This window comes from Runella rosea, assembly GCF_003325355.1.
GTDB lineage: Bacteria > Bacteroidota > Bacteroidia > Cytophagales > Spirosomataceae > Runella > Runella rosea.
On sequence record NZ_CP030850.1, the window covers coordinates 5,484,881 to 5,506,826 of the forward strand.

Below are 21,946 nucleotides of genomic sequence, written 5' to 3' on the forward strand. Positions count from 1 at the left end.
CCAGTTTGTGTATTAGGAAACGGCCTGTATATGAACGAACTAATCCCTTTTTGGTATAAGGGTTTCCATTCCTGAAATGAAAAAACAATTCTACTTTTTGATATTCTTTACCTATATTTTAGCCATGACTTCCCCCGTTCAGGCGCAGCAAACGCGCCTGACGGGGACCATTACTGACCCCGAGACCCACCAACCTTTGGTGGGTGCTTCGGTGGCAGTGAAAGGGAAAATTACGGGTACGGTAACCAACGGAAACGGAAAATTTGAGCTTAGCACGAGCGTTCCGTCCACGTTGGTGATTTCAATGATAGGCTACGAACGCCAAGAAATATACGTGCAGTCTGCGGACCCGCTCACCATTGGGTTGAAAGAAACTACGGCTGACTTGAATCAGGTAGTGGTTTCGGCCTCGCGGATTGAGGAGAGTAGCCTACGCACGCCCGTTACCATTGAAAAAATGGACGCCCGCGCTATTCAACAAGCCCCAGCGGCCACCATGTTTGAATCACTCAACAGCCTCAAAGGGGTAGACATGGTAACAAGCGGACTGACGCTACGGCAAGTGAATACGCGCGGATTTAACAGCATTGGCAACAGCCGTTTTTTGCAACTGACGGATGGTGTCGATAACCAATCAGCGGGATTAGGATTTCCAGCGGGTAGTTTTTTCGGCGTATCGGATTTGGATGTTGAGTCTATTGAATTGATTCCGGGGGCGGCATCGGCCTTGTACGGCCCTGCGGCTTTTAATGGGTTGCTCATGACCAAAACCAAAAGCCCGTTTGATTATCAGGGATTGATTGTACAGCAAAAAATAGGCATTAATCACGTCAACGATCCCAACGGTGGTGGAGCCAAGCCCTTTTCTGAAACCGCGATTCGGTACGCAAAAGCCTTCAATAATCGTTTTGCGTTTAAACTAAACGCGTCTTATATCAAAGGAACGGATTGGTACGCCACGGATTACACGGACATTGATCCCAATACTCCTTCGGAAAAACGAGGCGCCGCCAATCCAGGTAAAAATAGTCTGAATATCTATGGCGATGAGGTTGCATCCACGCTGCCGGGCATCGGTCGGGTATCGCGTACGGGCTATTACGAAAAAGACGTAACTACCTATGATGTATACAGTTTTAAGGCCAATGCAGCGGTACATTACCGCATTTCTGACAAATTGGAGGCTATTTATCAAATCAATTTCAATCAGGGAACGGCCAACTACACCAGCAGCAGCCGCAACATGTTGCGCGATTTTCGTTTTACACAGCAGCGCGTGGAACTGAAAGGTGCTAACTTTTTTGTGCGCGCCTACGCGGTCGCTGAAAATTCGCAAAATGCCTATAATACGCGCTCTTTGGGACAATTCATTAACCGCACTTGGGTGAAGGATTTGAGCGGAAATGTGGTGCCTATCGGTAAAGCAGATGCCACTTGGTTTGAGCGGTACGGTGCGGCTTACAACGGGAAAATAAACGGAATAGCGCCTCAAAACCATGACGTAGCGCGGACGTTTGCCGACGATGGTAGGGTGTTGCCGGGTACGGCTGCCTTTGAAAGCGCCAAAGACAAATACAGTCATTTGTACGGACTGGAAGGGGCGGGTGTGTTGAGTCTATGCAAAATGTACCACGTCGAAGGGCTCTACGATTTTACGCCTCATTTTTCGTGGTTAAGCGTGCAGGCGGGCGGCAATATTCGCTATTATGATATGAATACAAACGGTACTTTGTTTGACGATAAAATCAATAAAGTACGGGTGAAAGAATACGGTGCTTTTTTGCAGGCGTCCAAAACGTTGTTTGAGGAAAAGTTAAAACTGATGGTATCGGGACGTTTTGACAAAAACCAAAATTTTGCGGGCAATTTCACACCCCGAGCCTCGGCGGTGTATTCCCCGACCAACAATCACCACATTCGGGTAAGCTATCAAACGGGTTTTCGTAACCCGACCGTTGTGGATCAATACATCAAATTGAATGTTGGACCGTTGATTTTATTGGGCGGTGCACCTTCTAATTCCGTAGGACTAAACGCCTACGAAAACTCGTTTACGGCGGCTTCGGTAGGTGCATTCGGCGCGGCATTTGGTCAGGAGACTGCCGCGGGAACGCCTTTTCCTCAGGCGGTTGCGAAGCACAAAGACAAGCTAGTCAAATCAAATGTGCCCTACATTCGCCCGGAGCAATTGCAGGCGTTTGAAATTGGGTACAAAGGCGTGTTGAACAACAAATTGTTGTTTGATGTAAGTTATTACCACGGCAAATACACCAACTTTTTAATTAACCAAGTGGTGATTCGGCCCAATACCGCCAACGTCGTTTTGGCCGATGGTACGGTCAATCCTGCGGCTGCACAGGAGATTTTGAGCACCACAACGCGCCAAACATTTCAGCTTTATACCAACGCCGCCGACAAGGTTTCGACCAACGGGGCAAGTGGTGGCATAACGGCTTTGCTGGCCAAGGGCTACCGTTTGGGGGCCAACGCTACGTGGGCGCAGTTCAATATTTTGGACGCCAATCCCAACAACGTGCCTGCGTTCAACACGCCGAAATGGAAAACCAACGTAACTTTTAGCAACGCCCGTTTGACCGATAAAGTGGGCTTCAGCATCGCGTGGCATTGGCAGGATGCTTTTCAGTGGTACGGAACATTTACCGAAAACCGCCCGGGATTGGTGCCCGCCTATAGTTTGATTGACGCTCAGGTGTCGTACAAACTCCCCAAACTGAAATCAATTGTAAAAGTAGGAGCGTCGAATCTGGGCAATAACTACGTAGTACAGGCGTTTGGTTCGCCAGCCGTAGGAGGGTTATATTATGTGAGTTTGACTTTTGATGAGTTGCTGAGATGATGAAAGTCGATAAAATAAATCCATTGGCAGGGCAACTTACGGAGGGGCCTTCAGCTCCGCAAAATTTAGCGTTTGCGTTGTGCATGATTAGCTATTTATTTGGCGGAACGGTGGCGACGCTCATGTCGGTGTACTTGCCCGTAGCCGTGCCCGAATTGCTCGGCGGTAATGTATCTGAAGTCCGCTTGGGTGAAGTGGGCGCTTACATTGGTGCCGCCTTTCTGTACGGCTGGGGTGTGGGAGGGCTTACGTTTGGAGTGGTCAGTGACCGCATCGGACGGGTAAAATCATTGGTACTCGTCACGGGATTGTACGGAATAGCTACCCTGCTGACGGTGTTTGTTCCCAATTGGTACGCGCTCATTGCCTCCCGATTTGCCGCTGGGATGGGTATTGGTGGGGTGTTGCTCATTTCGACGGTGTATTTGTCCGAAATCTGGCCCGTCCGTACACGTCCTATTGCATTGGGAATTTTGGCCGTTGCATTTCCGATTGGTATCGTGACCACGGGCGGATTAAATGTTTTTTTTGCAAATTGGCGAGACGCTTTTTGGTTGGGAATAATACCCATCGGAACCGCTTTGGCCATGACACAATGGCTGCCTGAGTCTGTCGCTTGGGAGAGCAGTCGCCAAACCTATCATAAGCAAACGTCTGGATTGTGGGACGCCGACAATCGCCCCAATCTCATCATCGGCACCCTCATTTTTGGCTCAGTACTCATTGGGTTGTGGGGTATTTTTTCGTGGATACCTACGTGGGTTCAATCGCTGCTTCCAGTGGGTCAAAACGGCCAACAAGAGCGTGGCATTACGATGATGTTACTTGGGTCGGGCGGGATTGTAGGTGGCGTACTTTCGGGATTCTTGATAAAGAGTCTTGGTGTTCGCAAGACGCTCATTGTCACGTTTTTGGGCTGTGCGTTGGTTTCGTTTGTATTGTTTTTAACCAACAGAAGTTTCAGCCCGATTGTCTACGTCGAAATGGCGTGCCTGTCGTTGTTTTTCGGCATTAGCCAAGGAGCGCTTTCTGGCTACATTCCCCAATTGTTTCCGACGGTCATCCGGGCCACGGCCGCAGGTTTCTGCTTCAATATCGGGCGTTTTTTTACGGCTACTTCGGTGTTTTTTGTGGGTGCTATGGTAGCTTTTTTCGGCGGACTCAGCAACGCGCTACTGACCTTCTCAGTCGCTTTTTTGGTGTCGCTGGCGGGGGCTTTTTTCAGTAGCGAAACAAATAAACAATGAACTGGTCATGTATTTGAAATATACCTTAAGAGAAGGGAGATGATTGGGAAGGCCACGATATTGTTTGTTGATTATAAATTATTGATAATGAAAGTATTCATAAATAATAGGTTGATGATTGTACAAACAGGCTTGTTGCTTAATGGGCCTGTTTTTCTTCAACCTAAAAATATAAAATTCGTAGAATCATGCCACATATTTCATTACCTGAAGGTTTTCCCGGCATCCGTAGTCTAGCGGCCTATCGTCCCGATACTGGTGCGGCTTTATACGCATTGGCTGAGGCACTTCTGCGCGGTGATTCGTCGCTGAGTCAAGCGGATGCCGAGCTAATTGCGGCGTTTACATCATCGCAAAATGACTGCACTTTTTGTACGTGTAGCCACGCGGCGGCGGCCCGTTATTTGTTTGGTACCGATAAAGAACTCGTGGATGCGGTCATTGCAGACCATCAAACGGCTCCCGTTTCTGAAAAAATGAAGACGCTCTTGGCCATTGCCCAGTGTGTGCAGCAGGATGCGCGAACGGTATCGGATGAAATTGTAGCCAATGCCCGTTTGGCAGGAGCAACCGACCGCGAAATTCACGATACGGTACTGATTGCGGCTACTTTTTGTATGTTCAATCGCTACGTGGATGGTTTGGCAACACTCACACCCACCGACCCGGGCGCATATGAACCCATGGGCGAGCGCATGGCCACATTGGGTTATGTCCCTCCCAAACATCCCTAGTTCTTTAACTAAAACGATAATCATAAATCAATTATGCCACATATTCAATTGCCCGAAAATGCGCCGGGAATCCTCGGCCCGATGAAATTTAGCCCCCAAACGGCGGCTCCTATGAATGCACTGGCTAATGCCCTTTTACAAACCGACGAGGGCCTGAGTCGGGGCGAGCGCGAATTGATTGCGACCTATGTATCGTCGCAAAATGAATGTGTATTTTGTCAAACAATACACGGCGCGGTGGCGAGCGCATACCTCGGTGATGAAGATTGGTCGTTTATAAAAGCTGTAAAAGAGAATTACGAACAAACGGCCTTGTCTGACAAAATGAAAGCACTTTTGGCCATTGCGGGGAGTGTGCAAAAGGGCGGCAAAAATGTAACGACTGAGCAGGTGGAAGCGGCTCGTCAGCAGGGGGCTACCGATAAAGACATTCATGATACGGTGTTGATTTCGGCGGCGTTTTGCATGTTCAATCGCTACGTGGATGGTTTGGCGACGGTTGCCCCGTCTGACCCCAACATTTACCGCTACCGTGCCGCAAGAATTACGCAAAAAGGATACTCGGCAGAAGGGGAATATGCCCCCCAAGCCACTTAGTAAACATAGGTTGAAGTGAACATGAATCCTCCGATAATTTTGTCGGAGGATTTTTACAAAAACTACGAAGTAACGGCTTGTTAATAAGTTGACTATCTGCAAAATACACTTTGTCTAATACATGAAAAATTTATTTTATATCGGCGCTTCTGGTCTCCTTTTGTTTGAAATCGCCAACGTGTATTTCATCATGCCCATGCCAGGAAGTCAACGTCTGAACAGCATTGATGTGGCCTATTTTTTGCATTCGTGGCGATGGGCGTTTCGAGGTGTATTTGGATGCTTGATACTCCTTGGGGGGCTGTCGGCCTTTCGGGCGGGCCGATGGGGGCCGTTTTGGGCGGGATTGGCCTTATTGGCTGTTTCAATCGTGACCTATGCTGCCAATTTTGAAATGGCCGCCGATTCCATGTTTTATCAACCTTCCAGTTTGACTTTTAAAAATACGGCTGAAAACAAGGTCGATAAGGAACGTATCGTCATTGGCGTTGAAATCAACGGTCAGGCGCGGGCCTATCCGATTCAGTTTATTGGCTACCATCATCAGGTCCAGGATACATTGGGTGGTAAGCCCATCATTGTTACGTATTGCACGGTTTGCCGCACGGGACGGGTGTTTGAGCCTGTGGTAAACGGTCGGCTAGAAACGTTTCGACTCGTAGGAATGGACCATTTCAATGCCATGTTTGAGGATAAAACCACGGGAAGTTGGTGGCGTCAGGCCAACGGTGAAGCCATTGCGGGGACATTGAAAGGGCAAACGCTACCGGAGTTGGAGATTACGCAAATTTCGCTTGCCAAATGGCTGGCGCTATACCCCAACAGTTTGGTCATGCAGCCAGATACGAAGTTTCAGGAAGAATATGATTCATTGAGCAATTATGAATCGGGTAAGCGGAAAGGAAAACTTACGAAACGAGATTCTGCCTCTTGGGAGGAAAAATCGTGGGTGGTGGGCGTGGAGGTGAGCAGCGGTGTAAAAGCCTACGATTGGAATCAGTTGCAAAAGAAGCGAATCATCAATGACATGGTCGGTTATTTGCCCATCACTGTTGTGTTGGCTTCTGATAATAAGAGCTTTACGGCCTTGCGTCGTGCTACCCCTGGTCAGGTATTGACGGTCAAAAATGATTCTTTGTTTGATGAGGGAGGCAGTGCTTACAACTTGCTCGGCAAATCATACACCCCAAATAGACCTGATTTATTAAAAGTCAATGCGTATCAGGAATATTGGCACAGTTGGCAGACCTTTCATCCTGATACCAAGCAGTTTAAATAAGCTTCTGCGGCAATTGAGTTCATGTAATCACGCGCTATTATCAGTATTTTATTGGAATCTTAACCATGAGGAAAATTTATATATTCCTCTTTTTAATCTTATCCAATGAACTACTAATTGCCCAAAAATTAAAATCTGACACGACCCAATATTCCAATAAAATGGACGAGCCGAAATGGGATATAATTTACATACCATTGGCTAAGTGCAACGCTGCTGTACAGCTACGTAAGTAGAAGCTTTGCCGATGCTTTCAACACCGTGACCGCCACGGTCAACGGAGCCAAAGGCGTGGTGCCAAGTTACCGTTTGGTTGACCTGAACACGACCTTTCATGTGACAAATAAATATACTTTTCGGCTGTCGGTCAATAACTTAATGAACAAGAGCTATTTCACAAAACGCCCCACATTTTATCCTGGTCCAGGGATTTGGCCGTCGGATAGAAGGAGTATTGTTGCAACAGTTGGGGTAAATATTTGAAAAGACATGAACTGCTGGAATATGACGAAAAACGCTTTGTATTATGGTATGTAAAATGAGCTAAGGATATATTTTGGCATAGTAATTGAAGTATATACGTTAAATGGGCATTGTGTGCTTGCTCAAACAGTCATTTAAGTCTAACTCTTATGAAGAAGCTTTTTTACTTTATTGTCAGCCTCGTTTTTTTTGCGGGGTGTACGGGTACGGAAATAGAGCCGTCCAAACCCAATGAGGTCTCCAATTATTCCGCAGATTTTCTGCGTGAGTGGTTTAAGTTAGAATGTCGAATCGTGAAAGAAACGCCCGGTTTTCTACCTCCACAAGCCTCACGAGCCTTCGGTTACGTGGGTATAACGGCCTACGAAGCGGCGTACAGTGGCATTCCGAGTGCTAAGCCATTGGCGGGGCAACTCAACCGGTTGATTCCAGCAGACATGCCCGTGGCGATACCGCTCAATGTACGCTACCACTGGGGAATTGTGGTTAATACTGCGGTAGCGGATATGATGCGATATATGTTTGAAAAGAACATCAGCGCGGCTAATCTCGCTAAAATCAATGAATTAGAAGGGCAATACATGTCGGCTTTTGCAGAAACTACCTCTAAAATATTGAGAGAAGAATCGGTCAAACATGGGAAAGCCGTGGCTAAGGCCATTTATGAATATTCCAAATCGGATGGGGGTCATGATTCGTATCTTAACCCCTTTTCCAAGCCTTTTACCCCCGTGAAAGGCATCGATAAATGGGAGCCAACCGATGCCAAAAATCTGACCCCGTTGAGTCCTTATTGGTACAAATGCCGCCCAGTTTTGGCTTCAAATATGACGTATGGTACTCCGCCCAAGCCGATTCCGTTTTCGTTTGATACCCAATCGGATTTTTTCAAACAAGCATTTCACGTTTATACGCAGGTTACAAAGAACACACCCGATCAAATTGAAATCGCCAAATTTTGGGCCGATGATCCGTTTGCGACCTGTACACCTACTGGGCATACGTTCAATATCATGACGCAGCTATTGGAAGAAACCAACTCAACCCTCGAACGGGCCGTTGTGGGCTATGCCATGCTAGGAATTGGTGAAATCGACGCTTTTATTGCCTGTTGGAAAGCCAAATACGACTATTCACTCATCCGACCTGTTACGTATATCCAGCGGTACATTGACCCCAATTTTAAAACCGTGATCGGAACGCCTGCCTTTCCTGCTTATACTTCTGGGCACGCTACCGAAATCGGTGTGGGAGAGCGCATTTTTACGAAACTTTTCACCAGCGGCGACGGCACATACGCCCTGACAGACCGCTCACAAGTACAGCACGGTTTTGCACCCCGAAAATTCTCGAACTTTGCCGAAATGGCCGAGGAGTGTGCCAATTCGCGTCTTTATGGAGGGATTCACTATGACATGGATAATATAAATGGCTTGAAAATGGGCCGGGGAATTGGCGATAATGTGGTTAAATCCATTCAATGGCCTTCGGCAATTAAGTAACGCTCACTACTACCTGTCACTATGAAATTTCAACTTTTTTATTGGGTAATAATCGGTTGTATGGGCCTGCTGAGTTGTGAAAAAAATAATCGTGGTCAATTCGAAAAAGACGTACAATTAATGGCGAATTTGGAGTGTGAAGCTCGCCAATTGAAGGAAGAACGTTTCAACGCCGCCAACGAAATTCGCTTCATGGAAGATTCATTGGCCAAGCATCACTTGCCGCTTTCGCCCGCACAAAGTCAGCACATTGATTCGGTCAAGACTGTCTACACACTTCGGACGGGTCAATTGGCCGAGAAAATTACCAAAACCATGGACAGCCTGTTTGCCGTAAGTTATAAAACAACTGAGCAGCGGCAGGCGTTTGACGCCGCCATTGAAACAAAGCTCTTGGAAGTGTGTAAATAGGTTTCTTGGGAAAGAATCAGCGAACAGGAAACTTATCGCCGATGGCAATTTTGTGTCGAGTAGCGCGTTAATAGGTCTTTTTAGAAGGATTTTATAACAAGTTACAGATGAAAAAAATTAGTCTTTTTATCCTCGGAATTGCGTTGACGGGACTTTTTCAACAATGCGCCGTTAGTCGACAAATATCAGAAGCCAAAACACTAGGCGATTGTAAATATGCGATTGCTTCAGCCGACAATATTACGTTGGCGGGCATCGACGTTCGGCAATTCAGAAATATGCAGGATTTTGATTTGGCCAAGTCGCCAAGGCTAGCCCTTGCGCTGTTGAGTCAGGATGTGCCACTCAATCTTCGGTTGAATTTGGACGTTACCAATCCAACCAAACAGCAGGCAGGTATCAATCAATTTGAATACAAAGTTTTTCTCTCTGAAAATGAGGTGTTTACAGGATTCTGGGACCAGCGTATTGATGTTCAGCCCAACGGCGGCACCACCCGTGTACCCATGCAGCTCAGCACCAACGCCTACCGCCTCTTGACTGACTCCAAAGCGCGGGATGCGTTTGTGAACATGGTCGAAAACCTGTCAGGCAAGGCGGGTTCACAGCCCTCCAAACTGACCATCAAACTCCGACCAACGCTTGGCATTGGAAATTCACAAATCAATTATCCGGGCTACATTACGATTGAAAAAGAAGTAACGGCCAAAATGTTGGCAGGAGAGTAACGGCCAATGTTAAATTAAATCACCGTGGCGGCGGACCACGCAACGGCGCAAAGAAAGTAAGCTTTTTCTTTGCGCCGTTGTTGTTTTACGCCAGCTTCGCCTGAAGTTTTTGTTTAAAAAAGTAAGAAACTCCAAGAACCCCTAAAATCACTATAGGCATAATAAAAGGCGTACCCGTAGCGATGTGTGTCCAAGTGGCACCGATTAGGGTAAACGCAAATCCCGCATACGCCCATTCTTTTAGGGAGTCAAACCAAGGGTTCAACAAAGCCAAAGAACCCAGCAGTTTAAAAATGCCCAGCATCGTTACGAAATAGATAGGGAACCCTATTTTTTGAAAGCTTTGGATTAAATCGGGAGCTTTCGTTAGGTACATGTAGCTGCTAAATAAAAACAGGAGGGCAATCAGGCCCGTCGTAATCCAATAAATTATTTTGTCGCGTTTCATTGTGGTAGAATTGAATGTTAATTGTGAGCCACAAAGGTCAGTAAAGTTGCTATACAAATGTAAGTACTATATTAAAGTATAGTGGTATACTCTAGTATAGCAACCTTGATAACTACGCAAACAACTCATGTTTCGTACACCATTTTTGAATCAGTCCGATAAAACGTTTGAAATAATCTTCACTAATAAACAAATTGCCCCAATCATCAAACCGTTGGCACTGAATGCCTAAATAGAAAAACCAGAGGCTCACCGCCAAGTAGGGAATCAGGCGTTTTTCTTCGTCAGAAATCTTCACAATGGTTTCGTAGCCTTCCAAAAACCGTTGGAGTTTGCGTTGGTATTCGTCGGCATCAAATTCAGTATTGAACAATTGCACATTGAAATACGCCAAATCAAGGGCTTGCCAACCGTTGCCGCAAAAATCAAAGTCAAAAAAGGTAACCTCTTCGTTGGGTGTAACGTGCATATTGTCGAACCAAATGTCCAGATGAACCGCGCCTGTTCGGACTTCCTTCATATTGACTTCCTTGATTTTTTCTATCAATTTGTAAGTGGATGTTTCCAAAAAAGTCATGGTTTCAGAACTAGCGGCAAAAAACGTTTGGGCGCGTTGGAGGGGCGAAATGAGCAACGTTTCGACGTTATAAGTAACTCGTTCCAACGCTAAATTTTGCGTAACTTGGTGAAAACGAGCCATCGCGACCCCAATATTATAACTCATGTCGGTGGTAAAGCTTCGTATTTTTTCGCCTTCGGCAAACGAGAACAAGACCCCAAACCGCAGACCTTCAGGTGCCATTATTTCCTGAATAAAACTGCCCTTTGCATCGGCGATGGGGTAGGAGACAGGCACGCCGTTTTCATTCAATAACTTGAGCAAACGGATTTCTTCTTCAATCTCGTTTTTTGTACGCCAATTGTAGCTGTAAAGCCTGAAAATCAGTTTTTTAGCTCCGTCATTCAAAAGGTACGAGTGATTGATACCCGTTTTCAGAATATGGCATTGGATGGAGTCATTGAGTGAGTAGCGGGTCTGCAAAAAAGTACCTAAATGCGAAGCCGACAGCCTCGAATCATACACGGGAAAAGGGTTCATGAAGCCGAAGTTTGGGGTGAAGTACAACCGAAAAATGATATACCGAAAAATGCAAAATGTAAAAGTTGGATTGGCCTGATCGAGTGACATGACCAGACAAAAGAAAAAACGGGGTGCAAAGATGCACTTTTTACGCGTATTCTGAATCAATAAATAAAACAAGGGAGAAGTATCGGTTTATACCTCAATGACATTTCCGACAATGGCTGATTTCGTGTTTCTTTGCAACTTAAAACAATCCATTACAGCTATGTTACAAAATGACTTAAACCACTTCGGAGAAATCCTTCAAAAAATTCTTGAACAGGGCGTTGCTTTCTTACAAACCATTGACCAACGCCCCACTTCGGCTCCTCATACCGTGAAGTTGGTGACCGACTTGGAAGAAAACGGAAAAGGAACAGCGGCAGTTTTGGCCGAATTTAAACAACGATTTGACCCGCTCATCGTGGCTTCTTCGGGGCCGCGCTCGTGGGGGTTTGTGACGGGTGGCGCTACGCCCGCCGCCGTGGCAGGCGACTGGCTCGCAGGAGTATATGACCAAAACCCGCAGGCTATTCAAGGGCAAGGTGATTTGTCGGCGCTGATTGAAGTGGAAACCATTCAGTTGCTGCTGTCGCTTTTTGACTTACCAGATACATTCACTGGCGGTTTTGTGACGGGGGCGACCATGTCCAATTTTACCGCGTTGGCCGTTGGGCGTCAGTGGGCAGGCAAGCAGCAGGGGCGCGATATTGCCAAAGAAGGCGTCGGAAAGGGCGTAAAAGTGCTGAGCGCCACGCCGCATTCCTCAGCCGTTAAGTCGCTGTCAATGTTAGGCTTAGGAAGTCAGAATTTTATTAAAATCAATACTTTGCTGGGCAATAGAGAAGCGATTGATGTGGCCGATTTGGAAGCGAAGATACAAGTGCTTTCAGGGGAGCCTTTTATCCTGATTTCGAGTGGCGGCACGGTCAATACTGTTGATTTTGACGATTTGGAAGCTATTGCCCGATTAAAAGAAAAATATAACTTTTGGTGGCACATCGACGCGGCCTTTGGTGGTTTTGCAGCTTGTTCGCCCAAATATAAACATTTACTTAAGGGCTGGGAAGGTGCCGATAGCATTACTGTTGACTGCCACAAGTGGCTGAATGTACCCTACGAAAGTGCCTTCTTTTTGGTGAAAAAAGAACATAGTATTTTGCAGGTAGAAACCTTCCAAAACTCCAATGCGCCTTACCTCGGCAACCCGCTCGAAAATTTTAGTTTTCTTAATTTTTTGCCCGAAAACTCGCGCCGATTGCGAGCGTTGCCCGCTTGGTTTACGCTGAAGGCGTACGGCAAAAAAGGCTATCAGGAAATTGTCGAAAACAGCATCCAGATGGCGCAGTTATTGGACGATTTTATTCAGCAAAGCAGTGATTTTGAGTTGCTTGCGCCAACACGTCTGAACAACGTGTGTTTTACCCTAAAGGGCGAAGAAAATCAAGACAAAGTACATTCGTTTCTGACCCAACTAAACCAACGCGGAAAAGTATTTATGACCCCAACGGTATATAACGGCAAAAAAGGCATTCGAGCGGCGTTTGTCAACTGGCGTACTCTTGAGAAAGATGTTGAAATTGCGATTGCCGAAATGAAAGCGGTCTTGGCTTAGACTGTGCGTCAGGTTGCGCACATCCCGACTTATAAAAAAAGGGGAGCGGTTTACTCATTTCCCGCTCCCCTTTCACAGTTACTTTTTCGGTTTGATACTTTTTGGTTTATTAGTTTTCGGCTTCGCTTTTTTCAGCTCTTCATCATCTTCCGCGCGGCGTTTTTGCATGGTTTCGGTGCGGTCCAATTCTTCCGATTGGGCAAAGGCTTTCCAATCAAATTTTTCATCGAAGGGGTCCAACGCTTTTTGCGGGTCAAATAGACGTTTATCAATTGCCACGGCATTGTAAGGCGTGTAATCGGGTTTGTCGGTAAACAAGTCGATTAGATTTGTGGCACCCGCATCGTACTGATTCAGGTACGGCATTCCGAGGATATTCCAGAAGGTCTTGAATACGCTACCAAAGCTGTAATGCTCGTGACCGACGTAGTTTTTCTTGACCCAAGGCGAAATCGTCAGCAACAAACTGCGGTGGGCGTCGATGTGGTCCACGCCGCCCTGCGGGTCATCTTCCAGCACTACGATGAGCATTTTTTTCCAGTAAGGCGTTTTGCTCAAAAACTCCACTACGCGTCCGAGGGCAAGGTCGTTGTCAGCCATGTAGCTTTGCGTAAACGGAAATCCTGCTTTGGCGCGTTCGCGGGTGCCGTGGTCGTTGGGCAGCATGAGCGTAAGCATCGAAGGCAATTTTCTGTTAGTACCTCCCCATTTTTCGTTAAATTCCCTCATAAACACATCGGCCCGGAACTGGTCTGGAATGGCCATATTGTAGGTTGGATATATCTTAGAAGAGCGGTCGTAAAGCGGCGCGGGCAAGGGGTAATTGATGGTGTATAGCTCGCCGATGTACTTCATGGTGCTGTCGGAATACGCAGCAGCCATTTCGACTCCGAAGCCGAAGTTAAAAAACTCCTTTTTGTTGCGTTCGAGGTGGTCCCAAATGGAGCCAGCTTCGGTATAATCTTCGGGATAAATACTGCCTGCCGAGCCGTAAAAAGACCAATTACCGGGTGCCTTGGAGGTGTCAATCAAGTCGCGTTTTCCTCCGTAAGCGGCGGAAGTGCCCGTTTCGACCCATTCGTTGGGATATACGCCCACCATCCAGCGGTGTCCGTCGGCTGAGACGTCGGCGTCGCAGTAAAAATTGTCAGACATTGCAAAACGCTTCGCCAATGCCGCGTGATTGGGCATCACGTCTACATTTTCCAACGTTTGGGTTTTGTTGCGGTTGGAAAACGTCGCTTTCAGACCGTAGCGCGCCAATGAAGCCTCTCCTTTACCGTTGGTGTTTTGTCCAAATACTTCGTCGTAGGTGCGGTTTTCCTTGGAAATGAACACGATATGCTCAATGTTGGAAAGCGCATTTTTGGTGACGGGTTTTTGTTCAAACTTAAAATTATTCGAAATCACTTTTTGGGTCATCGCGGCCAATTGTCCATCGGCGGGAATATCAATGACCGATACCGTTCCTTTCATTAAGCTACCCACGTAGCTACCTTCAGGACCAGGTTTAAAATTAGGGCCGCCGTTGGGGCCGCTGCCGAATCCTTTGGCGTTGGTGACAATCAACTGTCGCCCATCGGGCGATACTTTTAGCTTGGACGGAAACCAACCCGTGGGGATATGACCCAATACTTTCAGGCTCGGAATGTCAATTACGGCTACGGCGTTGATGCCCGCTTCCGCCACGTAGAGGCGCTTTTGGTCGGGAGAGGTAGCCACGCCAAACGGAATCAGTCCACGCAGCTTGCCCAAACGCGGGTCGGGTTGCAACGGAATGGTGTACACTACGGTATCTTTCTGAATATCAATCACCGACACACAGTCGTTGTTGCCGTTGCTAACAAATACATATTTGTCGGTGGCGGCCACGGAGTTGGGGCTACTACCGCCCACTGCTGGGAAATCCTCAATCATTTGACCCACCAAAAAGCCCGTTTTGGTCTTGTTTTTTACTTTCCAGCTCGTGCCGTTGGGCGAATAACTCCACACCGAAAAGGCCTCGGGTGCGTTGGGGCTTCCCAGCGCGGGGATGCCTTTGGCGGCGTTGCCTTCTTCCATTTCCTTGCTGCCATATTTGGTAGCGGGCCACGGATGCGCGGTTTTTTTGAGGTTTTTTGGGTCCAAATCGGTAAAAGGTTTGTATTCAAAAACGCCTACGTTGGCCACGTAGATGCGTTGCTCATCGGGCGAAAAACTGATACCAAAGGGATACCGCCCCGTCGGAATATTGTCTGCTACGCGCAGGGTTTCGGTGTTGACCACCACCATTCTAAACCCGATTTGGTCAACTACATAGAGGCGTTTGCCGTCGTTGGAAAGAACGAGGTCGCCGAGATAGCCATGCTCGTAGTTTTTGGCGGAGCAGTTGATTGAGCCCTTGCCTTTTCCCGTGTTCAGGTCAAACAAAAATATTTTGTTGGTTTGCCCGCCCGCTACGTAGAGTGTTTGGTTGTCGGGGCTGATGGCCAAGCCCATGAAGCAGGCTTCTAGAATACCGTCGTCGGTTTTAAAGCCTTCGGGTACTTGTAGAACGGTTGGATTGGCACTGCGCACGTTTTTGATGATTGAAACCGAAAAAGGGTTAGTGCCTGAGTTGGCCGTTACGGCAATGTTTCCGTCTTTGCTCAAAACCAATCCGTAAGGGTGCGGCGCGGTCATGATTTGTTTGCCCAAGGGCGTTATGAGGCGTCCGTTGGGCAAAACGCTCACGCCGTTTTTGTCAACTTTAGCGTATTCACTGCCTGCGGGGGCCGACATTTGCCAAGGTTGTGACCAACCCAGTTGACTTATTGATAAATACAGGCAGAAAAGGAAAAAAATGCGTAGCATAGGAAAGGTAGTTTTAGATAGGGTTGCCACGCCTTTTATGGCGTGGATAAAGAGATAAAAGTACAGTTTTTAAACATTACCATTTAAATTCAGCGGTAAGCCACAGGCTGCGGCCGTAGCCGTTGATGCCCGAGCCATGGGTGCGGTAATCTGCGTCAAAAAGATTCTGAACGGCGGCGGTCAGGCTGATTCTTTTTAAGTTATAGCCCGCATTTAGATTGAATACATTCCAAGCTGGTGTACCGCCTTTGGCGATTCGGTTGTCGTCTTTGTCGCCCTGTGCGAGACGCTCTTGTGCGCCTGCAAACCAAAATTCAGGGCGAATCCAACCTTTATTTTTGGTAAAATTCAACCCTACTCGGCCATTGACGGGCGGAATACGACGCATGGGCTCGTTCTTGGTTTCACTTTGTCCGAAGCAATAGGAAACGTTGCCATAAAGCTGTAACGAAGTAAGCAAATTTGCCTGAAGTTTGGCGTCAAAACCATTGATGTAAGCACTTTCAACGTTCTCTTTGCGGTAAACGTTGATGCCGTTGACCTGCTCATTGGGCACCCGTACCCGCGTGATGAGGTTTTGGAGTTGGGTAGAATAGTAGCCCATTTGGAGGCCAATGATTTTGGTTGCTATTTTTAACCCTAGTTCGTAAGTGGTTGATTTTTCGGGTTTTAAATTGTTAGTGGGAACTTCGTACCGAAAGTCTACGATACCGAGTGTGCCCAAATCGTCGATATTGGGGGCGCGGAAGCCCGTGCTGATGTTGAGGTAAGGTGCAATGGATTTTCCGAGGTTGTAGGATAGATTGTAATTGTACACAAACGCGGCAGGGGTAAGGCGGCTGTCGCCGATGGTAGCGTCGGGAATATCAATCACAAAACCGTTGTAGCGAATGCCAAACGTCGAGTTGAGCCGGGCTAAGTTGGTGCTTACAATTGAATAAGCGGCATAGTTCAGAAAAGTCGAATTGTCGGGGTACAAACCGCGACTGTAGGTACGTTGAAGGGTGGTGTTATTTTCGTCATAACGCTCGCTGTTGACCTTGTCGCGGTAGAGTTCCACGCCCGAATTAAGGGTTAACATTCCTCTTAAAAAACGCGACTGATTGTTGTACGTCAAACCCCAGGTTTGTACTTTGTCGGTTTCCGAGCGGAGCGCGGTGGCTCCGTTTTTTTGGCTAAACCGGCCTTCCTGCGTGGCCTGCCGGGAGAGGGTAAAAGTCTGATGATTAAACCAGTTAGATTCACTTTGGTTCTCTAATTTAACATACGTCAACTGCCGCCGCTGTGGGTCAAATTGGTTGATTTTGAAGTTCTCCAGTTGATACCGAAAAAACACCTCCACATTGCGTTGACTGACTGATTGATGCGCCAACGTTGCCATCCAGCCGTGGCCTAGATTTAACTTGGCTTTCAGGTCGAAATCCTGCTCTTTGTAGCCCGAAGGTGATTGGAAACCCGTGTTTTTGCCACCCAACACATCCCCGAAGCGACGATTGGTAAAACCCGCCTGAAACGCCGCGTTGGTTCCGCCGTAGCGAGCTTCGACGCGCCCGCTTTGCTCCATGCCCGCGCTGACCAAGCGCCCCAGCAATCTTCCGCCGAAACCTGTATTGAATTGAGGGTCGGTGGTAAAAAGCTGAATGGTTCCCCCCAGCGCATCGGAGCCGTATTGCACGGAGCCGCTCCCTAACAGTACCTCGGCCCGGCCCAAGGTAAAAGCGTCGATGGTGTTGAGATATTGATTGGGACCGTAGCGAAAAGTGCTGTTGTTGAGGCGAATATCGTCAATGAGTAGCAAGGTTTGATTGCCTGTTAGGCCGCGCACAAAGGGCGAACCTGCGCCATGAGTGGTTTTCTGCACAAACACGCCCATTTGGTTCATCAAAAGCTCGGGTGTGCTGCGCGACTGCGACGTCTTGATTTCCTCTTGACCGATAGCATAAATCAGGGCGGGAGTTTGAAATACGGTTTTTTCGCCCCGGGTGGAAGTGACAACAACCTCATTTAACTGCTTGGTTTTGAGTGAGTCAGGGGCTTTAGCAAACGATGAATGGAAGCCAAGCGTGATAAGAGCAGAAAGGGTGGAGAAGGAGAGTTTAGACATATTTTGATAAAGAAACGGTATGGTGACAAAATTACTGACTTTTACTTGTTGATGAATTAAGCGAAAGTTATGTTTCGGCCTGGCCACTGAATTTGCTCAGGACAAATGCGTTAATGCTTCTATTTCAACAATTCACTGCTAAATGTAGAAATATTTGTAAACATTTGTGTAGTAATTGTTAACAATTTGCTTTTATAGCTTAATAATTCCTTTACTCACTTTACTGTGAAATGCCCCAATCAATTGACACTTTTGTAAAAATTCAGATTCAGATGAAACCTTCCACTAAATCCAGCCTTTTTCTATGCCTCGTCGGGGTTTTTCTTTTGTTAGAAAATTCCTGTCAGCGACAAAGTCGCGCCACTTCCGAAAGTACGCAGTTTTACCAAATGCTGACCTCCAAACGGATTAAACTGCCCAACGGATGGTCGTTGACCCCCGCTGGTAATAAAAGTCTCTCCTTGAATGATTTACCGCTGAACTTGGTGGTTTCTTCGTCGGGAAAATACGCGGCCGTAACCAACAACGGCCAAAAGACGCATAGTATTACCCTTATTGATGCTGCCACGCAGCAGATTTTGGATGATGTTGTCGTGCCCAAAGCGTATTACGGACTCACCTTCAGCGCCGACGAAAAAACGCTGTACGCTTCGGGCGGGAACGATAACAAAATTCTGATTTTTCAACTTGAGAACAACAAACTCAAAGCCGACGGCGAAATTGTGTTGGGCAAACCGTGGCCCGAAAAAATCGGCCCCGTCGGGCTTTGTATCGACGAAGCACAGCAGAAATTGTTTGTCGTAACCAAAGAAAATAACTCCCTGTATGTGTGTGATTTAAAAACACGTAAAGTGTTGAAAAACATTAGCTTGGGTTTCAAAGGTTATGCTTGTCAGTTGTCGCAAGATAAAAAACAATTGTTTGTCAGTCTGTGGGAAGGGAGCGGAGTGCGGGTGTTGAATGCCGAAACATTGCAAACGGTTGTTGATATTCCGACCGCCAAAAACCCCAATGATTTGCTCCAAACCCGCGACGGGAAATTTCTGTACGTGGCCTGTGGCAACGACAACACCGTGATGATGATTGACTTGGCCAAGCAACAAGTGGTCGAAACCCTCAATGCATCGTTGTATCCCAATGCGCCCGTGGGAAGTACCCCCAACGCCTTAGCGCTCACGTCCGACGAGTCTAAACTGTTGATTGCCAACGCTGACAATAACTGCATTGCGGTCTTTAACGTGGCCGAAAAAGGCAAAAGCCGTTCGTTGGGCTTTGTTCCGACGGGCTGGTATCCTACGTCGTTGAAGGTCATCAATAACCAGATTTGGGTGACCAACGGCAAAGGCTATTCGTCGGCAGCCAACCCCAAAGGCCCGAATCCTAATCGTTCCAAATCGCCTCAGTATAAAGGAGCTAATGCGGAGGCTAATCGCGACGAAACGCAGTACATCGGTGGGTTGTTTAAAGGAACGCTTTCTATCATTGATTTTCCTGACGAAGATATTTTGGGCGTTTATTCCAAGTTAGTTTACGAAAACACCCCTTATACCAAAAACAAAGAAACACTGGCCGAGGGTGAAGCGGGTAATCCAATTCCGATGAAAGTAGGAGAAGCGTCACCGATTAAGTACGTTTTTTACATCATCAAAGAAAACCGTACCTACGACCAGATATTGGGCGATATGAAAGAAGGCAACGGCGATGCTGCCCTGTGCTTGTTTCCCGAAAAAGTAACACCCAACCAACACGCATTGGCGCGCGAGTTTGTGTTGTTGGATAATTTTTATGTAGATGCCGAAGTGAGCGCCGACGGGCACAATTGGTCATCGGCGGCGTACGCCAACGATTATGTAGAAAAGAACTGGGTGACGAGCTACGGCGGTCGTGGCGGTACCTACGATTATGAAGGACAAAAAGAAATTGCTCACCCCCGCGACGGATTTATTTGGGACCACTGCAAACGGGCCAATGTTAGTTATCGGAGTTACGGGTGGTTTGTAGATGACAAGCCCACCATTCCCGTTCTTGAGGGACATTATGCCCCCAATTTCAAAAGTTATAATTTGGGTTACATGGACATTGACCGTGAAAAAGCCTGGGAAAAAGATTTTGATGAATTGGTAAAAAACAACGCTGTACCACGCCTCAATACCATTCGGATGGGCAATGACCACACCTCAGGCGCTCGCGTAGGCTATCCTACGCCCGACGCCGCCGTGGCCGACAATGATTTGGCCGTGGGGCGCTTCGTGGAGCACCTTTCCAAAAGCCCGATTTGGAAAGAATCTGTGGTATTTATTCTCGAAGACGATGCCCAAAATGGCCCTGACCACGTGGATGCTCACCGTTCGATTGCCTTCGTAGCGGGAGGCTACGTGAAGCGCGGTTTTGTGGACCATACCATGTATTCTACTTCTGGAATGTTGCGTACTATAGAATTGATTTTGGGCCTCAAACCCATGAGTCAGTACGATGCAGCGGCGGTGCCGATGTGGCGTTGTTTCCAAAAAACGCCCAATACTGCGCCTTTTCAGGCCAAAGAACCGGGTGTTGATTTGAACGAAAAGAACGTGGCGGCCAACTACAACCACCGCCGCACGCTCCAGTTTGATTTATCAAAACCCGATGCCATCGACGACCTGATTTTCAGCGAAATCGTGTGGCAAACGGTGAGAGGAGAAAAGTCAAAAATGCCCGCGCCAGTGCGGGGAGCGTTTGTCAAATTAAAAGAAAAAGAGGAAGAAGAAGAGGGGGATGATGATTAAAAATCACGGGGTTTCTCAGCGGTCGTTCAATCGCTTTTCTCAAAAATAGTACGACATTTGCTGCGTTATTATTTTCTCCAACATCACACGTTTAACGCATCAATTATGTTTACCGCTGAGCAACTCAAAACCTTTACGCAACATATATTTCAAAGCATCGGCTTCTCGGAAGCCGATGCTCAATTGGCCGCTAAAACCCTCATTTCGGCCGATTTACGCGGGGTAGATTCGCACGGAATTGCCCGTTTGGCGGGCTATGTTCGCTTATTCGACCACGGTCGCCTGAATCCCAAGCCCAACATTCGCATCGTACACGAAACCCCCAGTACGGGTGTGGTAGATGGTGACGCAGGCGTGGGATTGGTTGTAGGACCAAAAACGATGGAGATTGTCATCGAAAAAGCTAAAAATGTGGGTTCGGGTTGGATTTCGGTGCAAAACTCCAATCACTTTGGCATTGCCGGCTATCATGCCATGATGGCCTTAGAGCACAATATGATTGGGATGGCCATGACCAATGCTGCACCGCTGGTAGCGCCCACGTTTTCGTTGGAAAAAATGCTCGGTACCAATCCCATTGCGGTGGCGGTACCTGCCAATGAAGAACCTGCTTTTGTGGCGGATTTCGCCAGTACAGCGGCCGCTTATGGTAAATTTGAAATTCTTCAACGCAAAAACCTGCCCGCGCCGTTGGGCTGGGCGCAGGATGCCAACGGAGAAATTACGACCGATGCCAATCCTATCAAAAATGGTGGTGCATTGTTGCCCCTCGGCTCCGACCGTGAGCATGGTAGCCACAAAGGATATGGTTTAGGGGCGATTGTGGATATTTTTTCGGGCGTTTTATCGGGGGCGAATTACGGCCCGTGGGTACCTCCTTTTGCCACGGCGGGTTTTATGGCGGCAGCCGAAGGCGTAGGCAGAGGAACGGGACATTTCTTCGGAGCGATGCGCATTGACGGCTTCCGGCCCGCCGATGAATTTAAGGGGCACATGGACAACTGGATTCGTCGTTTTCGTAGTGCCCAGGCCGTGGAAGGCAAACAAGTATTGGTGCCCGGCGACCCCGAGCGTGAAATCGAAGCGGAGCGTTTGCGCAACGGGCTTGATTTGCTCGACCCCGTGGTTCAGTCGTTGGAAGAACTAGGAAAAAGATTTGGGATTACGTTATAAAGTTCTAAATTGCTGTATAAACAGCTCGTTGACCATTGCTGACATTAA

The 21,946-nt window shown here is 47.5% G+C and carries 16 protein-coding genes; 11 read left to right on the forward strand and 5 right to left on the reverse strand.

Annotated features, from left to right (window positions below):
* The first annotated feature begins 76 nt into the window (after positions 1 to 76).
* The 5 genes from DR864_RS22730 to DR864_RS22750 all read left to right on the forward strand — a co-directional run bounded on the left by DR864_RS22730 (position 77) and on the right by DR864_RS22750 (position 6,714).
* On the forward strand, positions 77 to 2,857 hold the full coding sequence (locus DR864_RS22730) for a TonB-dependent receptor (RefSeq protein ID WP_114069120.1): 2,781 nt from the start codon (positions 77 to 79) through the stop codon (positions 2,855 to 2,857).
* Positions 2,854 to 4,104, forward strand: a complete 1,251-nt coding sequence (locus tag DR864_RS22735; RefSeq protein ID WP_114069121.1) for an MFS transporter — start codon at positions 2,854 to 2,856, stop codon at positions 4,102 to 4,104. The genes DR864_RS22730 and DR864_RS22735 overlap by 4 nt, the downstream gene beginning before the upstream one ends.
* Before the next feature lie 188 nt (positions 4,105 to 4,292).
* A complete protein-coding gene (locus DR864_RS22740; RefSeq protein WP_114069122.1) occupies positions 4,293 to 4,838 on the forward strand; it encodes a carboxymuconolactone decarboxylase family protein in 546 nt (181 codons plus the stop codon).
* A gap of 33 nt (positions 4,839 to 4,871) precedes the next feature.
* Positions 4,872 to 5,435, forward strand: coding sequence for a carboxymuconolactone decarboxylase family protein (locus DR864_RS22745; RefSeq protein WP_114069123.1), 564 nt, complete (start codon positions 4,872 to 4,874; stop codon positions 5,433 to 5,435).
* 121 nt (positions 5,436 to 5,556) lie between these two features.
* The gene (locus tag DR864_RS22750; RefSeq protein WP_114069124.1) at positions 5,557 to 6,714 is read left to right on the forward strand and encodes a DUF3179 domain-containing (seleno)protein; all 1,158 of its coding nucleotides are present in this window, start codon (positions 5,557 to 5,559) and stop codon (positions 6,712 to 6,714) included.
* Positions 6,715 to 6,915: 201 nt separating this feature from the next.
* On the opposite strand, the gene DR864_RS30550 is transcribed toward DR864_RS22750, so the two are convergent.
* Entirely contained in the window at positions 6,916 to 7,050 is a 135-nt protein-coding gene (locus DR864_RS30550) for a hypothetical protein (protein WP_374755786.1), read from the reverse strand.
* 296 nt (positions 7,051 to 7,346) lie between these two features.
* On the opposite strand from DR864_RS30550, the gene DR864_RS22760 reads away from it, so the two are divergent.
* From DR864_RS22760 to DR864_RS22770, 3 genes are all read left to right on the forward strand, one after another.
* Positions 7,347 to 8,699 (forward strand): vanadium-dependent haloperoxidase, encoded by a 1,353-nt coding sequence (locus tag DR864_RS22760; protein ID WP_114069126.1) that lies wholly within the window; start codon positions 7,347 to 7,349, stop codon positions 8,697 to 8,699.
* Between the two features lie 21 nt (positions 8,700 to 8,720).
* On the forward strand, positions 8,721 to 9,110 hold the full coding sequence (locus DR864_RS22765) for a hypothetical protein (protein WP_162794059.1): 390 nt from the start codon (positions 8,721 to 8,723) through the stop codon (positions 9,108 to 9,110).
* A gap of 107 nt (positions 9,111 to 9,217) precedes the next feature.
* Positions 9,218 to 9,838, forward strand: a complete 621-nt coding sequence (locus DR864_RS22770; protein WP_114069128.1) for a hypothetical protein — start codon at positions 9,218 to 9,220, stop codon at positions 9,836 to 9,838.
* A gap of 85 nt (positions 9,839 to 9,923) precedes the next feature.
* Here the strand turns inward: DR864_RS22770 and DR864_RS22775 are convergent, their stop codons facing one another.
* Together DR864_RS22775 and DR864_RS22780 are read right to left on the reverse strand one after the other, a co-directional pair.
* Complete coding sequence (locus tag DR864_RS22775; protein WP_114069129.1) at positions 9,924 to 10,286, reverse strand: DoxX family protein; 363 nt, start codon at positions 10,284 to 10,286, stop codon at positions 9,924 to 9,926.
* A gap of 112 nt (positions 10,287 to 10,398) precedes the next feature.
* Complete coding sequence (locus DR864_RS22780; RefSeq protein WP_114070428.1) at positions 10,399 to 11,385, reverse strand: phosphotransferase; 987 nt, start codon at positions 11,383 to 11,385, stop codon at positions 10,399 to 10,401.
* A gap of 250 nt (positions 11,386 to 11,635) precedes the next feature.
* Here DR864_RS22780 and DR864_RS22785 point away from each other — a divergent pair, with 250 nt between their 5' ends.
* Complete coding sequence (locus DR864_RS22785) at positions 11,636 to 13,024, forward strand: pyridoxal phosphate-dependent decarboxylase family protein (RefSeq protein ID WP_114070429.1); 1,389 nt, start codon at positions 11,636 to 11,638, stop codon at positions 13,022 to 13,024.
* Between the two features lie 78 nt (positions 13,025 to 13,102).
* Here DR864_RS22785 and DR864_RS22790 read toward each other — a convergent pair whose 3' ends face one another.
* Positions 13,103 to 15,856, reverse strand: a complete 2,754-nt coding sequence (locus DR864_RS22790; protein ID WP_114069130.1) for a bifunctional YncE family protein/alkaline phosphatase family protein — start codon at positions 15,854 to 15,856, stop codon at positions 13,103 to 13,105.
* Positions 15,857 to 15,932: 76 nt separating this feature from the next.
* The gene (locus DR864_RS22795) at positions 15,933 to 17,960 is read right to left on the reverse strand and encodes a TonB-dependent receptor plug domain-containing protein (protein ID WP_114069131.1); all 2,028 of its coding nucleotides are present in this window, start codon (positions 17,958 to 17,960) and stop codon (positions 15,933 to 15,935) included.
* Between the two features lie 272 nt (positions 17,961 to 18,232).
* Here DR864_RS22795 and DR864_RS22800 point away from each other — a divergent pair, with 272 nt between their 5' ends.
* Positions 18,233 to 20,725 (forward strand): alkaline phosphatase family protein, encoded by a 2,493-nt coding sequence (locus DR864_RS22800; RefSeq protein WP_114070430.1) that lies wholly within the window; start codon positions 18,233 to 18,235, stop codon positions 20,723 to 20,725.
* Positions 20,726 to 20,830: 105 nt separating this feature from the next.
* The gene (locus DR864_RS22805) at positions 20,831 to 21,898 is read left to right on the forward strand and encodes an Ldh family oxidoreductase (protein ID WP_114069132.1); all 1,068 of its coding nucleotides are present in this window, start codon (positions 20,831 to 20,833) and stop codon (positions 21,896 to 21,898) included.
* Positions 21,899 to 21,946 lie beyond the last annotated feature (48 nt).